This window comes from Nocardia yamanashiensis NBRC 100130 (assembly GCF_001613325.1).
In the GTDB taxonomy this organism is placed as follows: Bacteria; Actinomycetota; Actinomycetes; order Mycobacteriales; family Mycobacteriaceae; genus Nocardia; species Nocardia yamanashiensis.
Genome location: NZ_BDCD01000026.1, coordinates 142,918 through 158,374, shown reverse-complemented (window position 1 = coordinate 158,374; position 15,457 = coordinate 142,918). Strand labels below are relative to the sequence as shown.

14 protein-coding genes and 1 pseudogene are annotated in these 15,457 nt (G+C 68.9%); 6 read left to right on the top strand and 9 right to left on the bottom strand.

Going from position 1 to position 15,457, the window contains the following annotated elements; all coding sequences use genetic code 11:
• From NY1_RS43195 to NY1_RS30325, 3 genes and pseudogenes are all read right to left on the bottom strand, one after another.
• Positions 1–486: pseudogene (locus tag NY1_RS43195) on the bottom strand (hypothetical protein); the annotation flags it as partial.
• Entirely contained in the window at positions 483–3,023 is a 2,541-nt protein-coding gene (locus NY1_RS30330) for a DUF6049 family protein (protein ID WP_233434559.1), read from the bottom strand. The pseudogene NY1_RS43195 and the gene NY1_RS30330, both read right to left, overlap by 4 nt.
• On the bottom strand, positions 3,020–3,574 hold the full coding sequence (locus NY1_RS30325) for an NUDIX hydrolase (protein ID WP_067720548.1): 555 nt from the start codon (positions 3,572–3,574) through the stop codon (positions 3,020–3,022). Before NY1_RS30325 ends, NY1_RS30330 begins: the two co-directional genes overlap by 4 nt.
• A 122-nt stretch (positions 3,575–3,696) precedes the next feature.
• On the opposite strand from NY1_RS30325, the gene NY1_RS30320 reads away from it, so the two are divergent.
• Complete coding sequence (locus NY1_RS30320) at positions 3,697–5,142, top strand: CCA tRNA nucleotidyltransferase (protein ID WP_233434558.1); 1,446 nt, start codon at positions 3,697–3,699, stop codon at positions 5,140–5,142.
• Between the two features lie 23 nt (positions 5,143–5,165).
• On the opposite strand, the gene NY1_RS30315 is transcribed toward NY1_RS30320, so the two are convergent.
• Entirely contained in the window at positions 5,166–5,993 is an 828-nt protein-coding gene (locus tag NY1_RS30315) for a hypothetical protein (RefSeq protein WP_067720546.1), read from the bottom strand.
• A gap of 87 nt (positions 5,994–6,080) precedes the next feature.
• The gene (locus NY1_RS30310; protein WP_218028471.1) at positions 6,081–6,983 is read right to left on the bottom strand and encodes an NAD-dependent epimerase/dehydratase family protein; all 903 of its coding nucleotides are present in this window, start codon (positions 6,981–6,983) and stop codon (positions 6,081–6,083) included.
• 152 nt (positions 6,984–7,135) lie between these two features.
• Between NY1_RS30310 and NY1_RS30305 the strand changes: the two genes are divergently transcribed.
• The 3 genes from NY1_RS30305 (at position 7,136) to NY1_RS30295 (ending at position 9,712) form a co-directional block, all read left to right on the top strand.
• On the top strand, positions 7,136–7,888 hold the full coding sequence (locus NY1_RS30305; protein ID WP_067720544.1) for a LamB/YcsF family protein: 753 nt from the start codon (positions 7,136–7,138) through the stop codon (positions 7,886–7,888).
• A 232-nt stretch (positions 7,889–8,120) separates the two neighbouring features.
• Positions 8,121–8,852 (top strand): 5-oxoprolinase subunit B family protein, encoded by a 732-nt coding sequence (locus NY1_RS30300; protein WP_067720543.1) that lies wholly within the window; start codon positions 8,121–8,123, stop codon positions 8,850–8,852.
• The gene (locus tag NY1_RS30295; protein WP_067720542.1) at positions 8,849–9,712 is read left to right on the top strand and encodes a 5-oxoprolinase subunit C family protein; all 864 of its coding nucleotides are present in this window, start codon (positions 8,849–8,851) and stop codon (positions 9,710–9,712) included. The genes NY1_RS30300 and NY1_RS30295 overlap by 4 nt, the downstream gene beginning before the upstream one ends.
• A 7-nt stretch (positions 9,713–9,719) precedes the next feature.
• Here the strand turns inward: NY1_RS30295 and NY1_RS30290 are convergent, their stop codons facing one another.
• The 3 genes from NY1_RS30290 to NY1_RS30280 all read right to left on the bottom strand — a co-directional run bounded on the left by NY1_RS30290 (position 9,720) and on the right by NY1_RS30280 (position 13,384).
• Positions 9,720–11,357, bottom strand: a complete 1,638-nt coding sequence (locus tag NY1_RS30290) for a glycoside hydrolase family 183 protein (protein ID WP_067720541.1) — start codon at positions 11,355–11,357, stop codon at positions 9,720–9,722.
• Positions 11,358–11,465: 108 nt separating this feature from the next.
• The gene (locus NY1_RS30285; protein ID WP_084535605.1) at positions 11,466–13,007 is read right to left on the bottom strand and encodes an MFS transporter; all 1,542 of its coding nucleotides are present in this window, start codon (positions 13,005–13,007) and stop codon (positions 11,466–11,468) included.
• Positions 12,914–13,384, bottom strand: coding sequence for an NUDIX hydrolase (locus tag NY1_RS30280; RefSeq protein WP_067720539.1), 471 nt, complete (start codon positions 13,382–13,384; stop codon positions 12,914–12,916). Before NY1_RS30280 ends, NY1_RS30285 begins: the two co-directional genes overlap by 94 nt.
• 258 nt (positions 13,385–13,642) lie before the next feature.
• Here NY1_RS30280 and NY1_RS30275 point away from each other — a divergent pair, with 258 nt between their 5' ends.
• Together NY1_RS30275 and NY1_RS30270 are read left to right on the top strand one after the other, a co-directional pair.
• On the top strand, positions 13,643–14,422 hold the full coding sequence (locus NY1_RS30275) for a pirin family protein (RefSeq protein WP_157762558.1): 780 nt from the start codon (positions 13,643–13,645) through the stop codon (positions 14,420–14,422).
• A 9-nt stretch (positions 14,423–14,431) separates the two neighbouring features.
• Complete coding sequence (locus NY1_RS30270) at positions 14,432–14,923, top strand: DUF4190 domain-containing protein (RefSeq protein ID WP_067720537.1); 492 nt, start codon at positions 14,432–14,434, stop codon at positions 14,921–14,923.
• A gap of 51 nt (positions 14,924–14,974) precedes the next feature.
• Here the strand turns inward: NY1_RS30270 and NY1_RS30265 are convergent, their stop codons facing one another.
• Positions 14,975–15,448: a hypothetical protein gene (locus tag NY1_RS30265; protein WP_067720570.1), complete on the bottom strand. Its 474-nt coding sequence runs from the start codon at positions 15,446–15,448 to the stop codon at positions 14,975–14,977.
• Positions 15,449–15,457 lie beyond the last annotated feature (9 nt).

The window sequence follows — 15,457 nt, the reverse complement described above, 5'->3', positions numbered from 1 at the left end:
GCGCGGCGGTACCGGCTGCTGCCCGGTGGGCCGGCGCAGGATCGGCCCGGATTCGGGTTCACGCGCCGGATTCAAACGCGGACCGGACGGTTGACCGGGTTGTTGACGCCCCGGTGCTCCCGGCGGATTTCCGGTCGGCACGTTCCCTCCTCCTGCTCCGGGCCGGCGGCCGGGTTGCCGCGCGCCACGCTCCCACGGTGCCGACGGCGCGCGCCGCGGCGGCGGTCCGTCCGGTCCTTCCCGCCGCCCCGGCACCTCGGGACGGCCACCCACCGAGAACCGCGGCGGCACATTGCCGGGCCCGCCGAAGAGCTCGGGATCGTCGTAATGGCCGGGTGCGTCGTAGTCGTCGGGCCCGTCGTAGCCCGGATCGGCGTCCCCGGACCACCCGGAGCCGCGACCGGAGTCCTCGGGACGACCGGGACGGCCCGGTTGCCCCGGACCTTCCGGTCGGCCGGATGAGCGCGGCCCGCCGTACTCGCTCACCGTGTCTCCTGTCGTTTCAACTCCTGCTTCCGCGCGCGCCGGTACCGGTTGACCCTGCGACGTGTTCCCGGGTCCAGCCCTTCGTCGGCCGGATCGGACTGCCCGCGGAAGCGGTGCCAGAGCCGGCGACCGGCCAGCAGGAGCAGCAGTACGAAGGCGCTCGCGGTAATTATCGCCAACACCTGACCGTAGGCGTTGGACCGCACCGATACCGAAACCTGATTGCCGAGCGGGACCCCGTCGGGGGTGCTCAAGGCAATGGGAATCACCAGGTTCCGGCTGTCGGACACCTCGGTCGGGACCTGGAACGAGCGGGTTCCCTTGGCGGGCAGCACCTGTTCGCCGATATCGGTGATGTTGGTCTCGGCGGGCGCGTCGATCCGGAACTCGACCCGGATGGCGACCGGCAGATCATTGCGCGCCACCAATAGCAAGGGGCTCTGTTCGGAGGCCAGGGTGTACACGCCGCCGGGCGGCAGCACCGTCACCGACCCGAAGAGCTTGTCCAGCGTCCGCCCGGTCTGATCCAGCCGCCGCTGCGCCGAGGTATCGGCCTGCGCGCCGGAGGCCCGCCGATCGGACAGGCTCAGCACCCGGATCAGGTCGTCGCGCAACGGATTCAGGAACGCGCGCGGGCTCAGCTCCTGCTGCGGCACCTCGACCAGCGCGTTCATCATCTCGGTAATGCGTTGCGCCTGTTGCCGCACCGGTTCGACGAAATGCGCCGGCACCGCCTCGCTCGCCGCCTGGGACAGGTAATCGAGTTCGTACGGCTGCGGATCCGGCGCCTGCGCCAGCAGATCGGTGAGCGCGCGGGGCGCCGCGAGATTGGTCCGGAACAGCAATTGCAGCTGCCCCAGCAGCGCCGTCGCCTCCTCTTTGTTGGCGCCCCACTGCTGCGGCGGCATGAGCAGCGCCGAACGCGGCCGTCCCGGTTGCGGATTCAGGGCCGTCCAGGTGATGGCGCCCAGCGCGTCCTGCAGGCGCGCGGCCCGCGAATCGTTGGTCAGGTCGTAGCGCACCTTCTCCGGCGTGAAGGGCGGCGTCGGCGGATGTGAGCCGACCGCGGCGAGCGCGGTGGCCGCCCAGATATCGAAGGTGGCGGCCCTGAGTTCCGGTGCGCCCGGCGCGGTATCGCCGATTCCGGCCAGCCGCACCATATCCGGGCTCACCGGCTCCGGCGTCGCGGCCGCGGGGGCGCCCGGCGTCTTCGTGCTGACCAGATTGGCGCGGCCCTCGCCGGTGGTCACCGCATTGTCGGCCAGCACCGCCGTCGTGTACCCGTGATGGGCCAGCAGCGCCCCGGCCTCGTTGTCGATGCTGCCCGCGTCCGGTATCGCCACCCCGCGTACCGATTTCACCGCCAGCAGCGAATCCACCAGTTCCGCGGGCGCGTTCAGCGCCCGGTCGGCGAGTGTGACATCGCCGGTCGCGGCCAGCGCGCTCGGGTCCACCTGCGCGAACGGCAAGGCCACCACGCACATGCCGGAGGCCAGCGTGCGCAGTCGTTCCAGCCAGGTCTTGGCGGCGTGCGCGCCGGTGCCGGAGCGCGTCGGCCCTTCCGGATCGGACGGACTGGCCAGCACCCGGTAGCCGTCGATCATGGACGACACGGTGATCAGCAGATCCGGATCGACGGCCAGGCAGAGCGCGCTGTTGAGCACCTTGTCGCGCTGGCCCTCGGTCTTGAGCGAGCTCTCCAGCGCCGCCACCAGCTGATCGAGCCGTCCGCCGGAGGCGAGCGAACCGGCCAGGTCGTCGTCGGTGAGCAGCGCCTGCCCGTCCGGCGCACCGGGAATCCCGGCGACCAGGCGCGGCCGGTCGGCCAGCGGCCACAGCATGGTGGTGGCGACCGGCGCGTCGGCGGGCGGGGTAACCGGCGGGGCGGCAGGGGTTTTGGCGTCGGCCGCGGCGGGCACGCCGAGCACCGGCAGCAGGAACCGCGCGTCGTCCAGGCGGGCCTGTCCGCCGTAGGCCGGTTCGCCGTTCACATTGAGCAGCAGCGGGTAGATGCCCGGCGCGGTGATGTCCAAAGCCGAGACGCCGCCGGGCAGTTCGCCGCCGGCCTGCAGAGCGACGGTGAGGCTGAACTGTTTCCGCTGGCCGGGCGTCAATCGTTCGGCCACGTCCTGGAATTCGCCGGTGACGTCGTAGTTGATCTGATCGAGCCGCAGCGTGGAGCGCAGCCCGCTGGGGGTGCCGACCGCCGCGGCGCGCTGGATGCGCACCGCCACATCGTCCACTGGCCGGTCGCCGATATTGGTGATGGTCCCCGACACAACGAAGTACGGATCGCTGGTGGCGGTGATGGCATTGGGCGTCACCGAATCCAGCGACAGCTTCAGGAATTTCGGCGTGCTCGGCGCCCCGGCGCCATTGCTGCCGCTGGGTTGCGCGGACGCGGGCAGCCCGCCGGTCAGCACCGTCAGCAGCACCGCGATCAGCGACAGCACCCAGCGGTGCAGCTTCCGCTGCGTTCGATTCGGTGTAACCGCCGCGGTGTCTCGCCCAGCACGCTCGGACCCCGCACGCGTCATTGTCTGCCGTTCTCCATCCGGTCGATCAGCCGGTTGGCGACCTCGGCCAGCCTGCGCTCGTCGGCGTAGGCGAGCCGGGAATCGAGTTCGCTCAACGGAACCCACGCCACCTTGGTGACTTCCACGTCGGCGTCGGATAATTCCCCGCCGAGCGATCGCATCAGATAATGGTGCACCGTCTTGTGTACCCGCCGGCCCTCGGTCACGAACCAGTAGTCGATGCTGCCCAGTTCGGCGACCACCGTGCCGTGGATCCCGGTCTCCTCCTGGACCTCACGAATGGCGGTCTGCTCGGCGGTCTCGCCCTCTTCGATATGGCCCTTGGGCAGCGACCACAGCAACCGTCCGCGCCGGTCGGTACGCCCGATGAGCGCGGCGCACCGCTGCTCGCTGGGCCCGTCGAGACCGTCCACCACGAGCCCGCCCGCGGAGGTTTCGCGGACCGTGCGCATGCGTGGTTTCGGGGCACCGGCGGGTTTCGCCGCACTACCGGCCGAACCGCGGCGCCGGGGCTGGCGGCGGCGATTGTTCGCGCGATCGGCCGGGGACACCGCGCCAGTCTATAGGGGAGACCCGGCGCTCCCGCTCATCCTCCGCACCGGCCGCCGCAATGGATTTGCCCGCTCGACTAAGCTGCGTATTCGTGGTTTCGCCGAAGTCCGAGGAAGCAAGCGTGGATCGCCGTACCCGATTGCTCGCCGCGGCGGCGATAACTCTGGGACGGCTCTCCGACGTGTTGACCCCATTGGGTGAGCTTTTCGCCGCCCATGGCCATCAGCTGTATCTGGTGGGCGGGAGCGTGCGCGACGCGGTGCTCGGCCGGCTCGGCACCGATCTCGACTTCACCACCGATGCCCGGCCCGAGGTCGTGCAGGAGTTGATGCGCGGCTGGGCCGACAATCTGTGGGACACCGGCGGGCTCGCCTTCGGCACGGTCAGCGCCTCGAAGGACGGCCAGCAGCTGGAGATCACCACCTTCCGCGCCGACGCCTACGACCGGGTCTCCCGCAATCCCGAGGTGACCTTCGGCGACACCCTCGAGGGCGATCTGGTGCGGCGTGACTTCCGGGTCAATGCCATGGCCGTGCGCATCGGTGAGCTGGGCGAACTCGAATTCGTCGATCTGCTGGGCGGTGTCGAGGATCTGCTGGAGGGCGTGCTCGACACGCCCGCCGCGCCGGAGGACTCGTTCCAGGACGATCCGCTGCGCATGCTGCGTGCCGCGCGGTTCGTATCGCAGCTGGGGTTCACCCTCGCGCCGCGCGTGCGGGCAGCCATCACCGCCATGGCCGGCGAGATCGACCGGATCACCGCGGAACGCATTCACACCGAACTCGACAAGCTGATCGGCGGCGAGTACCCGACCGACGGCATCGACATCATGGTGGAGACCGGGCTGGCCGAACGGGTGCTGCCCGAGGTGCCCGCCATGATGCTGGAGATCGACGAGCACCATCAGCACAAGGACGTCTACCAGCATTCGCTGACCGTGCTGCGGCAGGCCATCGACCAGGAAGAGGGCGATCCGGACCTGGTGCTGCGCTGGGCGGCGCTGCTGCACGACATCGGCAAGCCGCCGACCAAGCGCAACGAGCCCGGCGGCGGGGTGAGCTTCCACCATCACGAGGTGGTGGGCGCGAAGATGGTGCGAAAGCGCATGCGCGCCTTGAAGTATCCGAAGCAGTTCACCGAGGATGTGGCGCGGCTGGTGTATCTGCACCTGCGGTTCCACGGCTACGGCAAGGGGCAGTGGACGGATTCGGCGGTGCGGCGCTACGTGACCGACGGCGGCGACCTGCTGCCCCGGCTGCACAAGCTGGTGCGCGCGGATTGCACGACCCGCAACAAGCGGCGGGCGGCGCTGCTGCGTTCCACCTACGACGATCTGGAAGTTCGCATCGAGCGGCTGAAGGAGCAGGAGGATCTGGATCGGGTGCGTCCGGAACTGGACGGTAACGCGATCATGGAATTGCTTGGCCTGCAACCGGGTCCGGAGGTCGGCAAGGCGTGGCGGTTCCTGAAGGAATTGCGCCTGGACCGCGGCCCGATGGAGCCGGAAGAGGCGAAGGCAGAGCTGCTGAGTTGGTGGAACGGGGGTTCGGGGGGCGAAGCCCCCTGAGAGTTACGAGAGTTGTCTCCGCACTAGAAGACGATGAGCGTGGTTCCGGCGACGATGGCCGACCGGATCTGCGCCAGATCGAACGACCCGGTCAATCCCGGTAGGTCGGCCGCGAATTCGATCACGTCGCCCTTGCGCTCGGCGCGACTGATACGGGCTTGATTCGGCAACTGCGTCAACGGAATCGGCTTCAGCATCGTCATCCGCTTGGGCGCCCGCACCTTCCGCCAGTGCGCACTGTGCACCTTGACGACCAGCACATTGTCGACGATCTCGGCCTCGGCGAGCGCCCGGATCCGCCGCTGCCGGTGCTTGGCCAGCACCATCCCGTTCGCCGCCGGCTCCAGCTCCCAGTCCGGCTGCCAGGTATTGATCCAATCCAGCAGCGCGGCAACGGAGATGACGCCGCTCAGCTCGAGCTGCTGACTGCGCAGTTTGGTCGGCACGCCCGGGATCAACCGCACCCCGTGCGCGATCACCGTCAATTCCTGAATCGGATGCGTATTCCAGAACAGTTCGGTGAGCACGGTTTTCGATTGGAAGTGCGCCCCGCGCCTGCGCACCTTCAAGGTGTGCAACGTGGCCCGCAGATCATGTCCCAGGAAGGTCGCGCTGACCTCCTGCCCGCCGAACTGACTGAGAATCCCCTCCGACAGCAGGGTCATGAGCACGTCGGGCATGAGCGCGGTGACAGTCCCGGCCCCGAAATCCGCCACCGGATCCAGCCAGGCGGTGGTGAAGCTGGTCCACTGGTCGACCCAGGTCTGGTCGAACAGCCGTTTGCCCAGGTCCATCCCCAGGTCCACCGCCCGCAGTGGAGACCAGGACTTCGGATCGAAATACGTGGCCATGATTGGTTCGAGCGTAGCGGTCGCAGATGACATCTCCAGGCTTCGCCCTGCGATCCAGGTCACATCCCGGGGACCGGTGCGCTCGGGTCAGGCGGCGGCCAGCGCGCGCAGGCCGTCGGCGCAGGAGGGATATTGCGGTTTCCAACCGAGTTCGGCTTTGGCCGCGGCATTGGCGACGCGCATATTCACCTTGGTCATGGTGTGCAGGTAGGACATGGGCAGCAGCGCCCAGTTCGGCACGGTGATGGGCTTGGGGGTGCGGAAGATATCGGCGACCAGCCGCAGGTGCTCTCCGAAGCCGACCGGTTGGTCATCGACGATGTTGTAAGCCGCACCGGGAGTGCCGTTCTCGACCGCGAGCGCCACCGCCCTCCCCGCGTCGACCAGATTCACCCAGGGCAGCACCCGCCCGTGATCGTTGATCCCCGGCATCCGTTTGCGCAGCATATCGACCACGGCCTCGGTGCCGCCGGGCCCGTAGAACAGCCCGTACCGCAGTGAAATCCCTTCGATACCCGGCGTATTCAGCATGAGGTGCTCCTTGACCCGCATGCCTTCCAGATGCCGGGCCACGGATTCGTCTCCGTCCCGGCCGAATTCGTCCTGTTCGGTGCGCAGGCGCTCGCCGAAGTCCCGATATCCGTATCCGAGCACCATGGATTCGGCGATCATCCGCCGTGCCCCGACCAGCTTGGCGGCTTCCACCAGATTCCCGGTGCCGGTGATCCGCAGATCATCGGTGGCGAACATATCGCGATGCTTCATGGGCGCCTTGTGCAGCGCGGTGGCGGCATGCACCACGGTGTCCACCCGCAATCCTTCGACGGCCCGCAGCAGCTGATCCCGATTCATCAGATCCGCCGTGACGTCGGACCCCGCGCCGCGGCCCAGGGTGATGACGGCATACCCCTGCTGCCGCAGCGCGTGCGTGATGTGGCGGCCCAGGACTCCGCTCGCCCCGGCCAGCAGTACCTGCTTCGTCTCGTTCATGTCCATGGGACAGGTGTTGCCCCGCATCCGTGACACCACGCCCCTGTGAACCAGGTCACGATCCGGCCGCTGAACGGCGCCTGTTGTCGCCGTCCGCCGTCGCGACCACAATCGAACCTGCGACCGGGAACGACCAGCGGCTGGGAGAACATATGCCCGTGGATCTGAACAGCGACCTAGGCGAGGGTTTCGGCGCATACCGGATGGGCGACGACGCGGCCATGCTGGACGTGGTCACCAGCGCCAATATCGCCTGCGGTTTCCACGCCGGCGACCCGTCGATCATGCGCCGCACCTGCGCGCTGGCTGTCGAGCGGGGTGTACGCATCGGCGCCCACGTCGGCTACCGCGACCTCCCCGGCTTCGGCCGCCGCGCCATCGCCATCGCCCCGGCCGACCTCCGCGACGAAACCCTGTATCAACTCGGCAGCCTGGATGCCTTCGCTCGCGCGGCCGGCGACCGCGTCCGCTACGTCAAACCGCACGGCGCTCTCTACCACGCGGCCGCCGCCGACCGCGCCCTCGCCGACGCCGTGGTGACGGCCCTGCGCGAATTCGATTCCACCCTGGCCCTATTGGGCCCCGCCGGCACCGAAATGGAAGTCGCCGCCACCACAGCCGGAACCCCCTTCATCGGTGAGGGTTTCGCCGATCGCGCCTACACTCCCGATGGCCTGCTCGCGCCCCGCGGCTTGCCGGGTTCGGTCCTGAACGCGGATGACGCGGTATCCCAGGCGCTTTCGATCGCCCGCACCGGCAAGGCCGCCACCGTCGACGGCGGCACCGTCGCCGTGCACGCCACCAGCATCTGCGTCCACGGCGACTCCCCAGCCGCGGTGGAAATGGCCCGGCGCATCCGCGCGGCCCTGGACGAGTCGGGCGTCCCGCTGCGCCCGTTCGCCTGATGTCCCGCCCGCGGGTCCGCGCCCGGACGCGAGACGGCGGCCGCACCGGCTGGTTCGCCGCGCTTGCGGATGATCGCATCGTGATTCGATATGCCGTCGAGGTGAGTGCGGGGCCGGTTTCGACGGCCACCCACGGTGGCGCATCGCCGGTCGCTACGGGTCGGCGGGCCGACGACCGGGTGCTGTCGGCTTTTCGACGGTCGCGAGCGGTAGCCGTGGAATCGGTGGTTCGGTGACCGGGGCGGCGCGGAGTTTCCCGGCCGGGGAGATCCGGGCGGCGGGTGATCGTGCGCTGCTGGTGATTCCACCGGCCAGGGAGCTGGTGGCGGAGTTGGTCGCCGCGCTGCGGCAGCGGCCCGAGGGTGTGCTGGATGTGCTTCCCGCGGCCGAAACCGTGCTGGTCACACTGGTTTCGGCGGCCGCGGCGGAGCCGGTGCGACGGCAGTTGGAAGCCCTGCTGGACCGGTCGACGGCGCGGGCACGGGTGCCCGCCGGTGCGTACGGTCCCCGGGATCGGCAACCCCAGCGGATCGACCGGATGGAATCTTCGGTGGGCGGCAATGGTTTCCGCTCCGAGCCGGTGCTGATCCCGGTGCGCTACGACGGAGCGGATCTGGACGCGGTGGCGGACCTGCTCGGGTTGACGCCCGCGGAGGTGATCGCACAGCACACCGGGACGGTATGGCGCTGTGCCTTTGTGGGTTTCGCGCCCGGATTCGGTTACCTGGAATCTCCCGACGGCCGGCTGACGGTGCCACGGCGAGCCCAGTCCCGCACCGCGATCCCGCCGGGCGCGGTGGCGCTCGCGGGCGGCTACTCGGCCGTCTACCCGCGTCGGAGCCCAGGCGGCTGGCAGTTGATCGGCAGCACGGAATCACCCATGTGGGACGCGGAACGGGATCCGCCCGCGCTGGTGCGCGCGGGAACGCGGGTGCGGTTCGTGATCGCCGAGGCGGCGCGATGACGGCGATCAGGATCGAGCGGGTCGGCCCGCTGGCCACGGTGCAGGATCTCGGGCGCCCGGGCTGGTTCGATTCCGGGGTCGGAATGTCCGGTGCGGCAGATCGTTCCGCCTTGCGGCTGGCCAACCGGTTGGTCGGCAATCCGGAGGGCGCGGCCGGTATCGAGGTGCTGCTGGGCGGGCTGGAACTGCTGGCCGAGCGGCATCTCACGGTCGCCCTCACGGGTGCGGCGGTTCCCATCACCCTCGACGGCCGCCCGATGGGGATGGCGAGCGTGCTGCAAGTCGAAGAGGGACAACGGCTTCGGCTGGGCTATGCGACCGCGGGCTTGCGCAGCTACTTCGCCGTGCGTGGCGGCCTCGACCTGCCGCCGGTGCTGGGTTCACGCAGCCGGGACACGCTCTCGGGTATCGGCCCCGAACCGCTGCGCATCGGCGATGTCCTCCCGATCGGCGCGCCACCGCGCGTCCATCCCATCGTGGATGTGGCTCCGGTGCCTCCGCCCCCGGACGGCGAACTGCTCGTGCACGCCGTGCCCGGCCCGCGCGACGACTGGTTCACCGATGCCGCTGCGCTTTTCGCGGGCGAATGGCTGATCTCCTCCGATACCGACCGGATCGGGGCCCGGCTGGACCGGCGTTCGGGACCGCCGCTGGAGCGCCGCGTGCAAGCCGAACTGCCCACCGAGGGTATGGCTCTGGGGTCGGTGCAGGTCCCGCCGAGCGGACAGCCGGTGATCTTCCTGGCCGATCATCCGATCACCGGCGGCTATCCGGTCATCGCGGTGGTGGTGGACGCGGACGTCGATGCGGTGGCGCAAGCCCGGCCGGGTCAGGCGCTGCGGTTCCGCCGCGCCTCGTGACCCGGATTCACTTCAGTGCCACGTGCATCAGATAGACGTTGTAGCTGTTCCAGGCCGACATGGTCAGGTACAGGTCGGTGCTCGTCGACCACGGGTGGATGAAGCCGCCGTACGCGGTCGGATAGTCGTCGGTGTCGATCAGCGGCACCGGGTCGCTCCACGCGCCCTGTGGTTCCGCGGCGGTGCGCAGCACGATGCGGTGCGCCGTCACGTCCAGATACACCATCTGCCAGCGCCGCGAGGCGGCGTCGTAGCGGATCGACAATTCACCGACCGGTCCGGAAACCAAAGGGCTGACCAGTAATTCGCTCGCGCCGTTGGCGGACACCCAGGTCCCGCCGATCCAGTACTGGTAGGCCGATTTGTTCAGCACCTCTTCGGCCCGCACCCGCCCCAGCCCGATCGTCCCGTACCGGCCGTTGGGCGTGCCGAACATGTAGATGTAATCCCCCTGCGGCACCATGGCCGACACCTGGAAGCGCGCCGCGCCGAGGAAGTTGTCCCATTGCGCCCACAGCGATTTGGTCCAGGTGCGGCCGTTGTCGTCGGACCAGGCCAGCCCGCCGCGATTGGTGACCCACGCGCCGGGCAGCCGGCTCCAGGCATTGATCGACATATAACTCAGGTACTGCCGCCCGCCGAGCGTGAACCCGGAGGTGGGAATGGTGGTGACCTCGAAGTTCTCGATCTTGCGGCTGTCCAGGATCTCGGCGGCATGGCAGCGCGAATCCTGCACGAAGCTGTCCAGGGTGAGACCGTCGGCCAGATTCCGGTCGGTGCTGTAGGCGAGGGTGTTGCTGCGCCAGTCCTGGTCTCCGGTGCCCGCCCCGGGCGGTTCCCAGCCCTTGCCGAAGGTGTCGCCGAAGACCACCGCGACCTGTCCGGGGCCGGTCTCGTAGATCAGCCCGAGGTCGGTGCCGTCCACCGACCAGCGCATATCGGTGCGATTCTCGGACCCGTGCCCGGTGAGCTGTCTGACCAGGTCGACCGATTCGACCTGCGGCAGCGGGATCGGCGCGGCGGCCGGACCGGGTTCCCACGGTTGTGGATTCACCGCCGGGCCCGGCTGCGGTTCGGGCGGATCGCCGCCGGGCACGGGGATGGGAACGGTCTCGGTCCTGGGCTCGAGTTCGATCTTCGGGAGTTCGATGTTCGGGAAGATTCCCGGCGGGGTGGTCGTAGTCGCCGGAGGCGGCGCGGCCGTAGCGGTTGATTCATCCGGATTCGCCTCGGGTGCGGTGATTTCCGGCGCGCTCGTCGCCGGTGCGGGCTTGGGACTGTCCCGAATATCCGGGCAGGGATTGTCACACGGATTCGCGGGCAGCGGCGCGGGATCGATCCGCGTATTGTCCGGCCGCGGACCGGGTACGGGGACCGGCACGAAGCTCGGCACCGGGACCGTGATGCGAATGGTCGGATCAGGTTGTGCGGGTGCGGGTTCCGGGGCCGGTTCGAGCGGTTCGCGCAGCAGCGGATCGAAACCGGTTTCCCCGCAACTGTTCACGGGCGGCGGCGCCCAGGGATGCGGCGCGCCCCGCGCCGGGGTCACCGGCAACAGTCCCGCGCACACGGCAAGAGCACCCGAGAGGGCCAGTGCGGCAGGGATTCCGATACGCGCGGGCGGGCCGAGCGGGCGGAATCGCATGCGTCGTGAGCCTCCTCATCGGGCTGAGACCCCCACCGTATCCGTTCCCTCGCGACACGCCCGGCCGTTCACCTCGCTGTCGGCCGGATGTGATCGACCCGAGACCGGCTACCGGCCGGCATGCCGCCGCGAATTGGCCGCGATGGCGGCGATCCCGCAGCCGTAGACGCCCGCCGCCACCAGCACCAGCACGGGTGAGCGCCCGTCCTTCGGAATCCACAGCGCCGTCCCGGCCAGCGCCAGCACGTAGGTGATGTTGAAAACGGTGTCCTGCAGCGCGAACACCTGCCCGCGATGCGCGTCGTCGATATCGATCTGCATGGCCGCGTCCCCGGTCAGCTTGATGGTCTGCCCGCACAAGCCGAGCAGGAAGGCCGCCGCCAGCAAGCACAGTTCCGCCCGCCGCTCCCCCGCCCCCGTGGCGATGGTGATCGGCGTGACCAGCGCCAACTGCACCACGATCGCCGTCACCAGCCCGGCCACCACCGTCCGGGACCGGCCCAGCCGCGGAATCAGGAAGGGCGCCACGGCGGCCGCCACCAGCATCCCGGCGCCGGTCGAGGTGATCGCCGCGCTGAACTTGGCCAGATGCTTCCCCACCGCGGCTCCGTCGCCACGCCGCAATACCAGCACCATCAACAGCGTGTCGGCTCCGAACACCATGCGGTGCGCGCCGATTCCGATCATGGCCGTGGTGACCTCGCGCGACCGCCAAGCCGCCGTCGCCCCCGATTTCAATCCCGCCGCCAGCGCCCGGAGCGTGCTGGGTTCGACGGTCCCGGCATCGGCACTCGCGCCGGGCGCGGTACCGCTGTTCGCGCTCGTGCCCGAGTGGGATGGCGCGGCGGCCACTACGGTGGGCTCGCGTTCGGGGCCGAGTGCGCGCGGCCGGAATCCACTCGTCACGACCGCGCCGATCGCTGATCCGGCGGCACTCACCGCGACCGCGAGCGCGGAGCCGAGATCACCCGCGCCCGCCACGCCGATGATGCCGAACCCCACGCCCGCGCCCAGCACCGCGCACCCGGACGCGACGGTGGCCAGGATCGAGTTCATCGGCACCAACCAGCGCTGGGCCAGCACCTTGGGCAGTGCCGCCGACACGCCCGCACCCACGAAGCGGCTCACCCCGACCACGGCCAGCGCGAACACCAGCAGCAGCCGATTGCCCATCCCGGCGAGCAGCCCCACGGCGGTGACCGCGATGAGCACGGCCCGCACGATATTCGCGACCAGCAGCACCGTCCGCCGGTCCCAGCGGTCGAGCATGGCGCCCGCGTACGGCCCGATGATCGAGTACGGCAGCAGCAGCGCCGCGAAGCCGCCCGCGATGGCGAGCGGATCGGTTTCGCGTTCCGGGTTGAACAGGATCGCGCCCGACAGCGCGGCCTGGAACATGCCGTCGCCGAACTGCCCGGCCAGCCGGATGACGCTCAGCCGCAGCGTGCCCGGGCTCTCCCGCACGACGGTGCGCACCGTCGCGAGCACGGCGCGGGGCGTGCGGCGGGGCGGCGAACCTGGTCCGGATTCCGGGGTGTGGTCGGTGGCGGGTGTGCTCACCGCGCGGGATGCGTGGTGACGAGGGCGAATACGGCCGCGCGCATATCCTCGGCCATGGGCAGATTGTCGAGACTGTCGGCATCGACCCATTGGAATTCGTCGTGTTCACCCGGATCGAGCACGATCTCCCCGTCCAGCGCCTCCACCACGAAGCTGTATTTCCGCACCCGGGATTTGGTCCGGGTGGCGTAGTCGAACCCGCCCAGCACATCGGTGATGCGGGTGATCCGCAGTCCGGTTTCCTCGAAGAGTTCGCGTTCCACGCATTCGGCGAAACTTTCCCCGGATTCCACACCGCCGCCGGGCAGTTCGTACATCCCCCCGTGCCAATCGTCGGCGACACGCCGTACGACCAGCAGTTTCCCATTGCGGAATACTGCCACCCCGACCACGAAGTGGACGATGCCCTCGTCTTCGGCCTGCTGCCGGAGTTCGCGTTCGATGCCCGCGAGTACTTCGGGTCGCATCCCCCTGCTCTCCCTCCGGTTTCACTTGCGGCACATCATGATACGGTCGCCGACCGAATACCGCTGGCGGGGCACTCGCGATAGCGGATGGTCGCCGGGTATTTGCCTGTTCGCCATGCCGATATCGAAGTGCCTGGTCGGCGGCGTGCAGGGCGGTGCTGCTCTCACGATAGAATTTACCGGGAATTCAGCTGAAGGCGCGGATTGTGCCCCTACCCTGGATTCTGATCGGTGCTCGCCGGTGAGAGGAGTACGGCGGTGTCCACCCTCACGACACCACACATCGATGTCCATCGCGCAGGCGATCGTATGAAAACGCGTGTGGCATGGCTGGATTCGAAGCATTCGTTCTCCTTCGGGGAACACTACGATCCCGACAACACCCATCACGGCCTGCTGCTGGTCAACAACGAGGACATAGTCCTGCCCGGCGAGGGTTTCGAAACCCATCCGCATCGGGATATGGAGATAGTCACCTGGGTGCTCAGCGGCAGCCTGGTGCATCAGGATTCGCTCGGCCACAGCGGCGTCATCTATCCGGGCCTGGCCCAGCGGATGAGCGCGGGCGCGGGCATCCTGCATTCGGAGAAGAACGATTCCTGGCGCATCAGCACGGCTCCCGAGCACGAGGAGCCGGTGCATTTCGTGCAGATGTGGGTGGTGCCGGACGAGCCCGGCCTGACGCCCGGCTATCAGCAGCTGGAAATCGACGACGAGCTGGCCGGCGGCGGGCTGGTGACGGTGGCCTCGGGGCTGCCGCGCTATCGCGACCGGACCGCCATCGCCATCAACAGCAGTCATTCGGCGCTGCACGTGGCGCGCATGGCGGGCCCGGCCGAGCCCGTGGAGGTACGCCTACCCGAAGCGCCCTACCTGCATCTTTTCGTGGCGCGCGGTGAGATCGACATGGAGGGCGTGGGCACCCTGTACGAGGGTGACGCGGTGCGCATGGCGCGCAGCGGCGGGCAGCGGGTGACCGCGAACATCCCGTCCGAAATCCTGGTGTGGGAGATGCATGCTCGCCTCGGCGGGCAATAGCATCTGGGCATGGCACAGTACCCACCTCCCGGACAGTACGGCCAGAATCCACCACCGCCCCCGGGCGGTTATCCGCCACCGGGTGGCGGCGGCTATTGGCAGGGTGAGCCGAAGAGCAAGGGTCTCGCGATCGCCGCGCTGGTCCTGGGCATTCTCGGCATCCTGACCTTCTGGACCGTGATCTTCACGATCCTCGGCATCATCTTCGGCCTGCTGGCCATGATCTTCGGTCTGATCGCGCTGTCGAAGGTGCGCGCCGGGACCGGGGACGGCAAGGGGATGGCGCTGAGCGGTCTGATCCTCGGGGCCATCAGCCTGATCGGCGGCATCATCGCGGGCATTCTGGTGTGGTTCGTGTTCTCCGAGACGGGGACCACCGACTACATCAGCTGCATCAATGACGCCAAGGGGAATCAGTCGAAGATCGACCAGTGCGAGCGGGACTTCCAGCAGCGGGTCGAGGACCGGTTCAGCATCACCTTCACCCCCGAACCCACTTAAGGGGGTTTGGGGGCCCAGCCCCCAATTCCCTCTTCCCGGTTGAGAACTGGGTCAGCTTGCCGCCGGGCGGCATTCGCGGGTAGCCGCGAGGACTTCCGCGAGTTCCGGCCGAAAGTCGCCGTCCGGCGGGCAGATCCACGTTCGATAGGCGGCGTGTTCATCCGTAGGCGACGGTAGAACAATCTGGCTACCGGGCAGCGCCACGGCGGCGCAGTCCCGGAACAGATCCGAGAACAGCGTCATGTCCAGATACGAATCGTCGCTGGGCCCGGTCAGGAACGTCCATCGCCCCGAGCGCGGGTGGGCGATGACGGGCCCGCACCGGCGCTGCGCCAGCAACCGATCGCGCACGCGCTTACCCAGTTCAGCGGGCATGGTGACGGCCCCGACGGACCCGACTTCCAACATGATTCGGCCCAATACCGAATCCACCACTCCGTACAGACCGTTTTCCTTGCGGTAGCTACGGCACCGCGCCAACGCCTCCTGGGTGGCGGTGTACGAGGACGGGTCCAGCGCGCTCATGGCGAACCT

Excerpts from the sequence above, each read along its gene's own strand:
- NY1_RS30270 (WP_067720537.1), top strand. The coding sequence starts at position 14,432 with ATGGCACAGTACCCACCTCCCGGACAGTACGGCCAGAATCCACCACCG.
- NY1_RS30280 (WP_067720539.1), bottom strand. The coding sequence starts at position 13,384 with ATGCGACCCGAAGTACTCGCGGGCATCGAACGCGAACTCCGGCAGCAG.
- NY1_RS30310 (WP_218028471.1), bottom strand. The coding sequence starts at position 6,983 with ATGAACGAGACGAAGCAGGTACTGCTGGCCGGGGCGAGCGGAGTCCTG.
- NY1_RS30295 (WP_067720542.1), top strand. The coding sequence starts at position 8,849 with ATGACGGCGATCAGGATCGAGCGGGTCGGCCCGCTGGCCACGGTGCAG.
- NY1_RS30305 (WP_067720544.1), top strand. The coding sequence starts at position 7,136 with ATGCCCGTGGATCTGAACAGCGACCTAGGCGAGGGTTTCGGCGCATAC.
- NY1_RS30290 (WP_067720541.1), bottom strand. The coding sequence starts at position 11,357 with ATGCGATTCCGCCCGCTCGGCCCGCCCGCGCGTATCGGAATCCCTGCC.
- NY1_RS30330 (WP_233434559.1), bottom strand. The coding sequence starts at position 3,023 with ATGACGCGTGCGGGGTCCGAGCGTGCTGGGCGAGACACCGCGGCGGTT.
- NY1_RS30285 (WP_084535605.1), bottom strand. The coding sequence starts at position 13,007 with ATGGGTCGATGCCGACAGTCTCGACAATCTGCCCATGGCCGAGGATAT.
- NY1_RS30265 (WP_067720570.1), bottom strand. The coding sequence starts at position 15,448 with ATGAGCGCGCTGGACCCGTCCTCGTACACCGCCACCCAGGAGGCGTTG.
- NY1_RS30315 (WP_067720546.1), bottom strand. The coding sequence starts at position 5,993 with ATGGCCACGTATTTCGATCCGAAGTCCTGGTCTCCACTGCGGGCGGTG.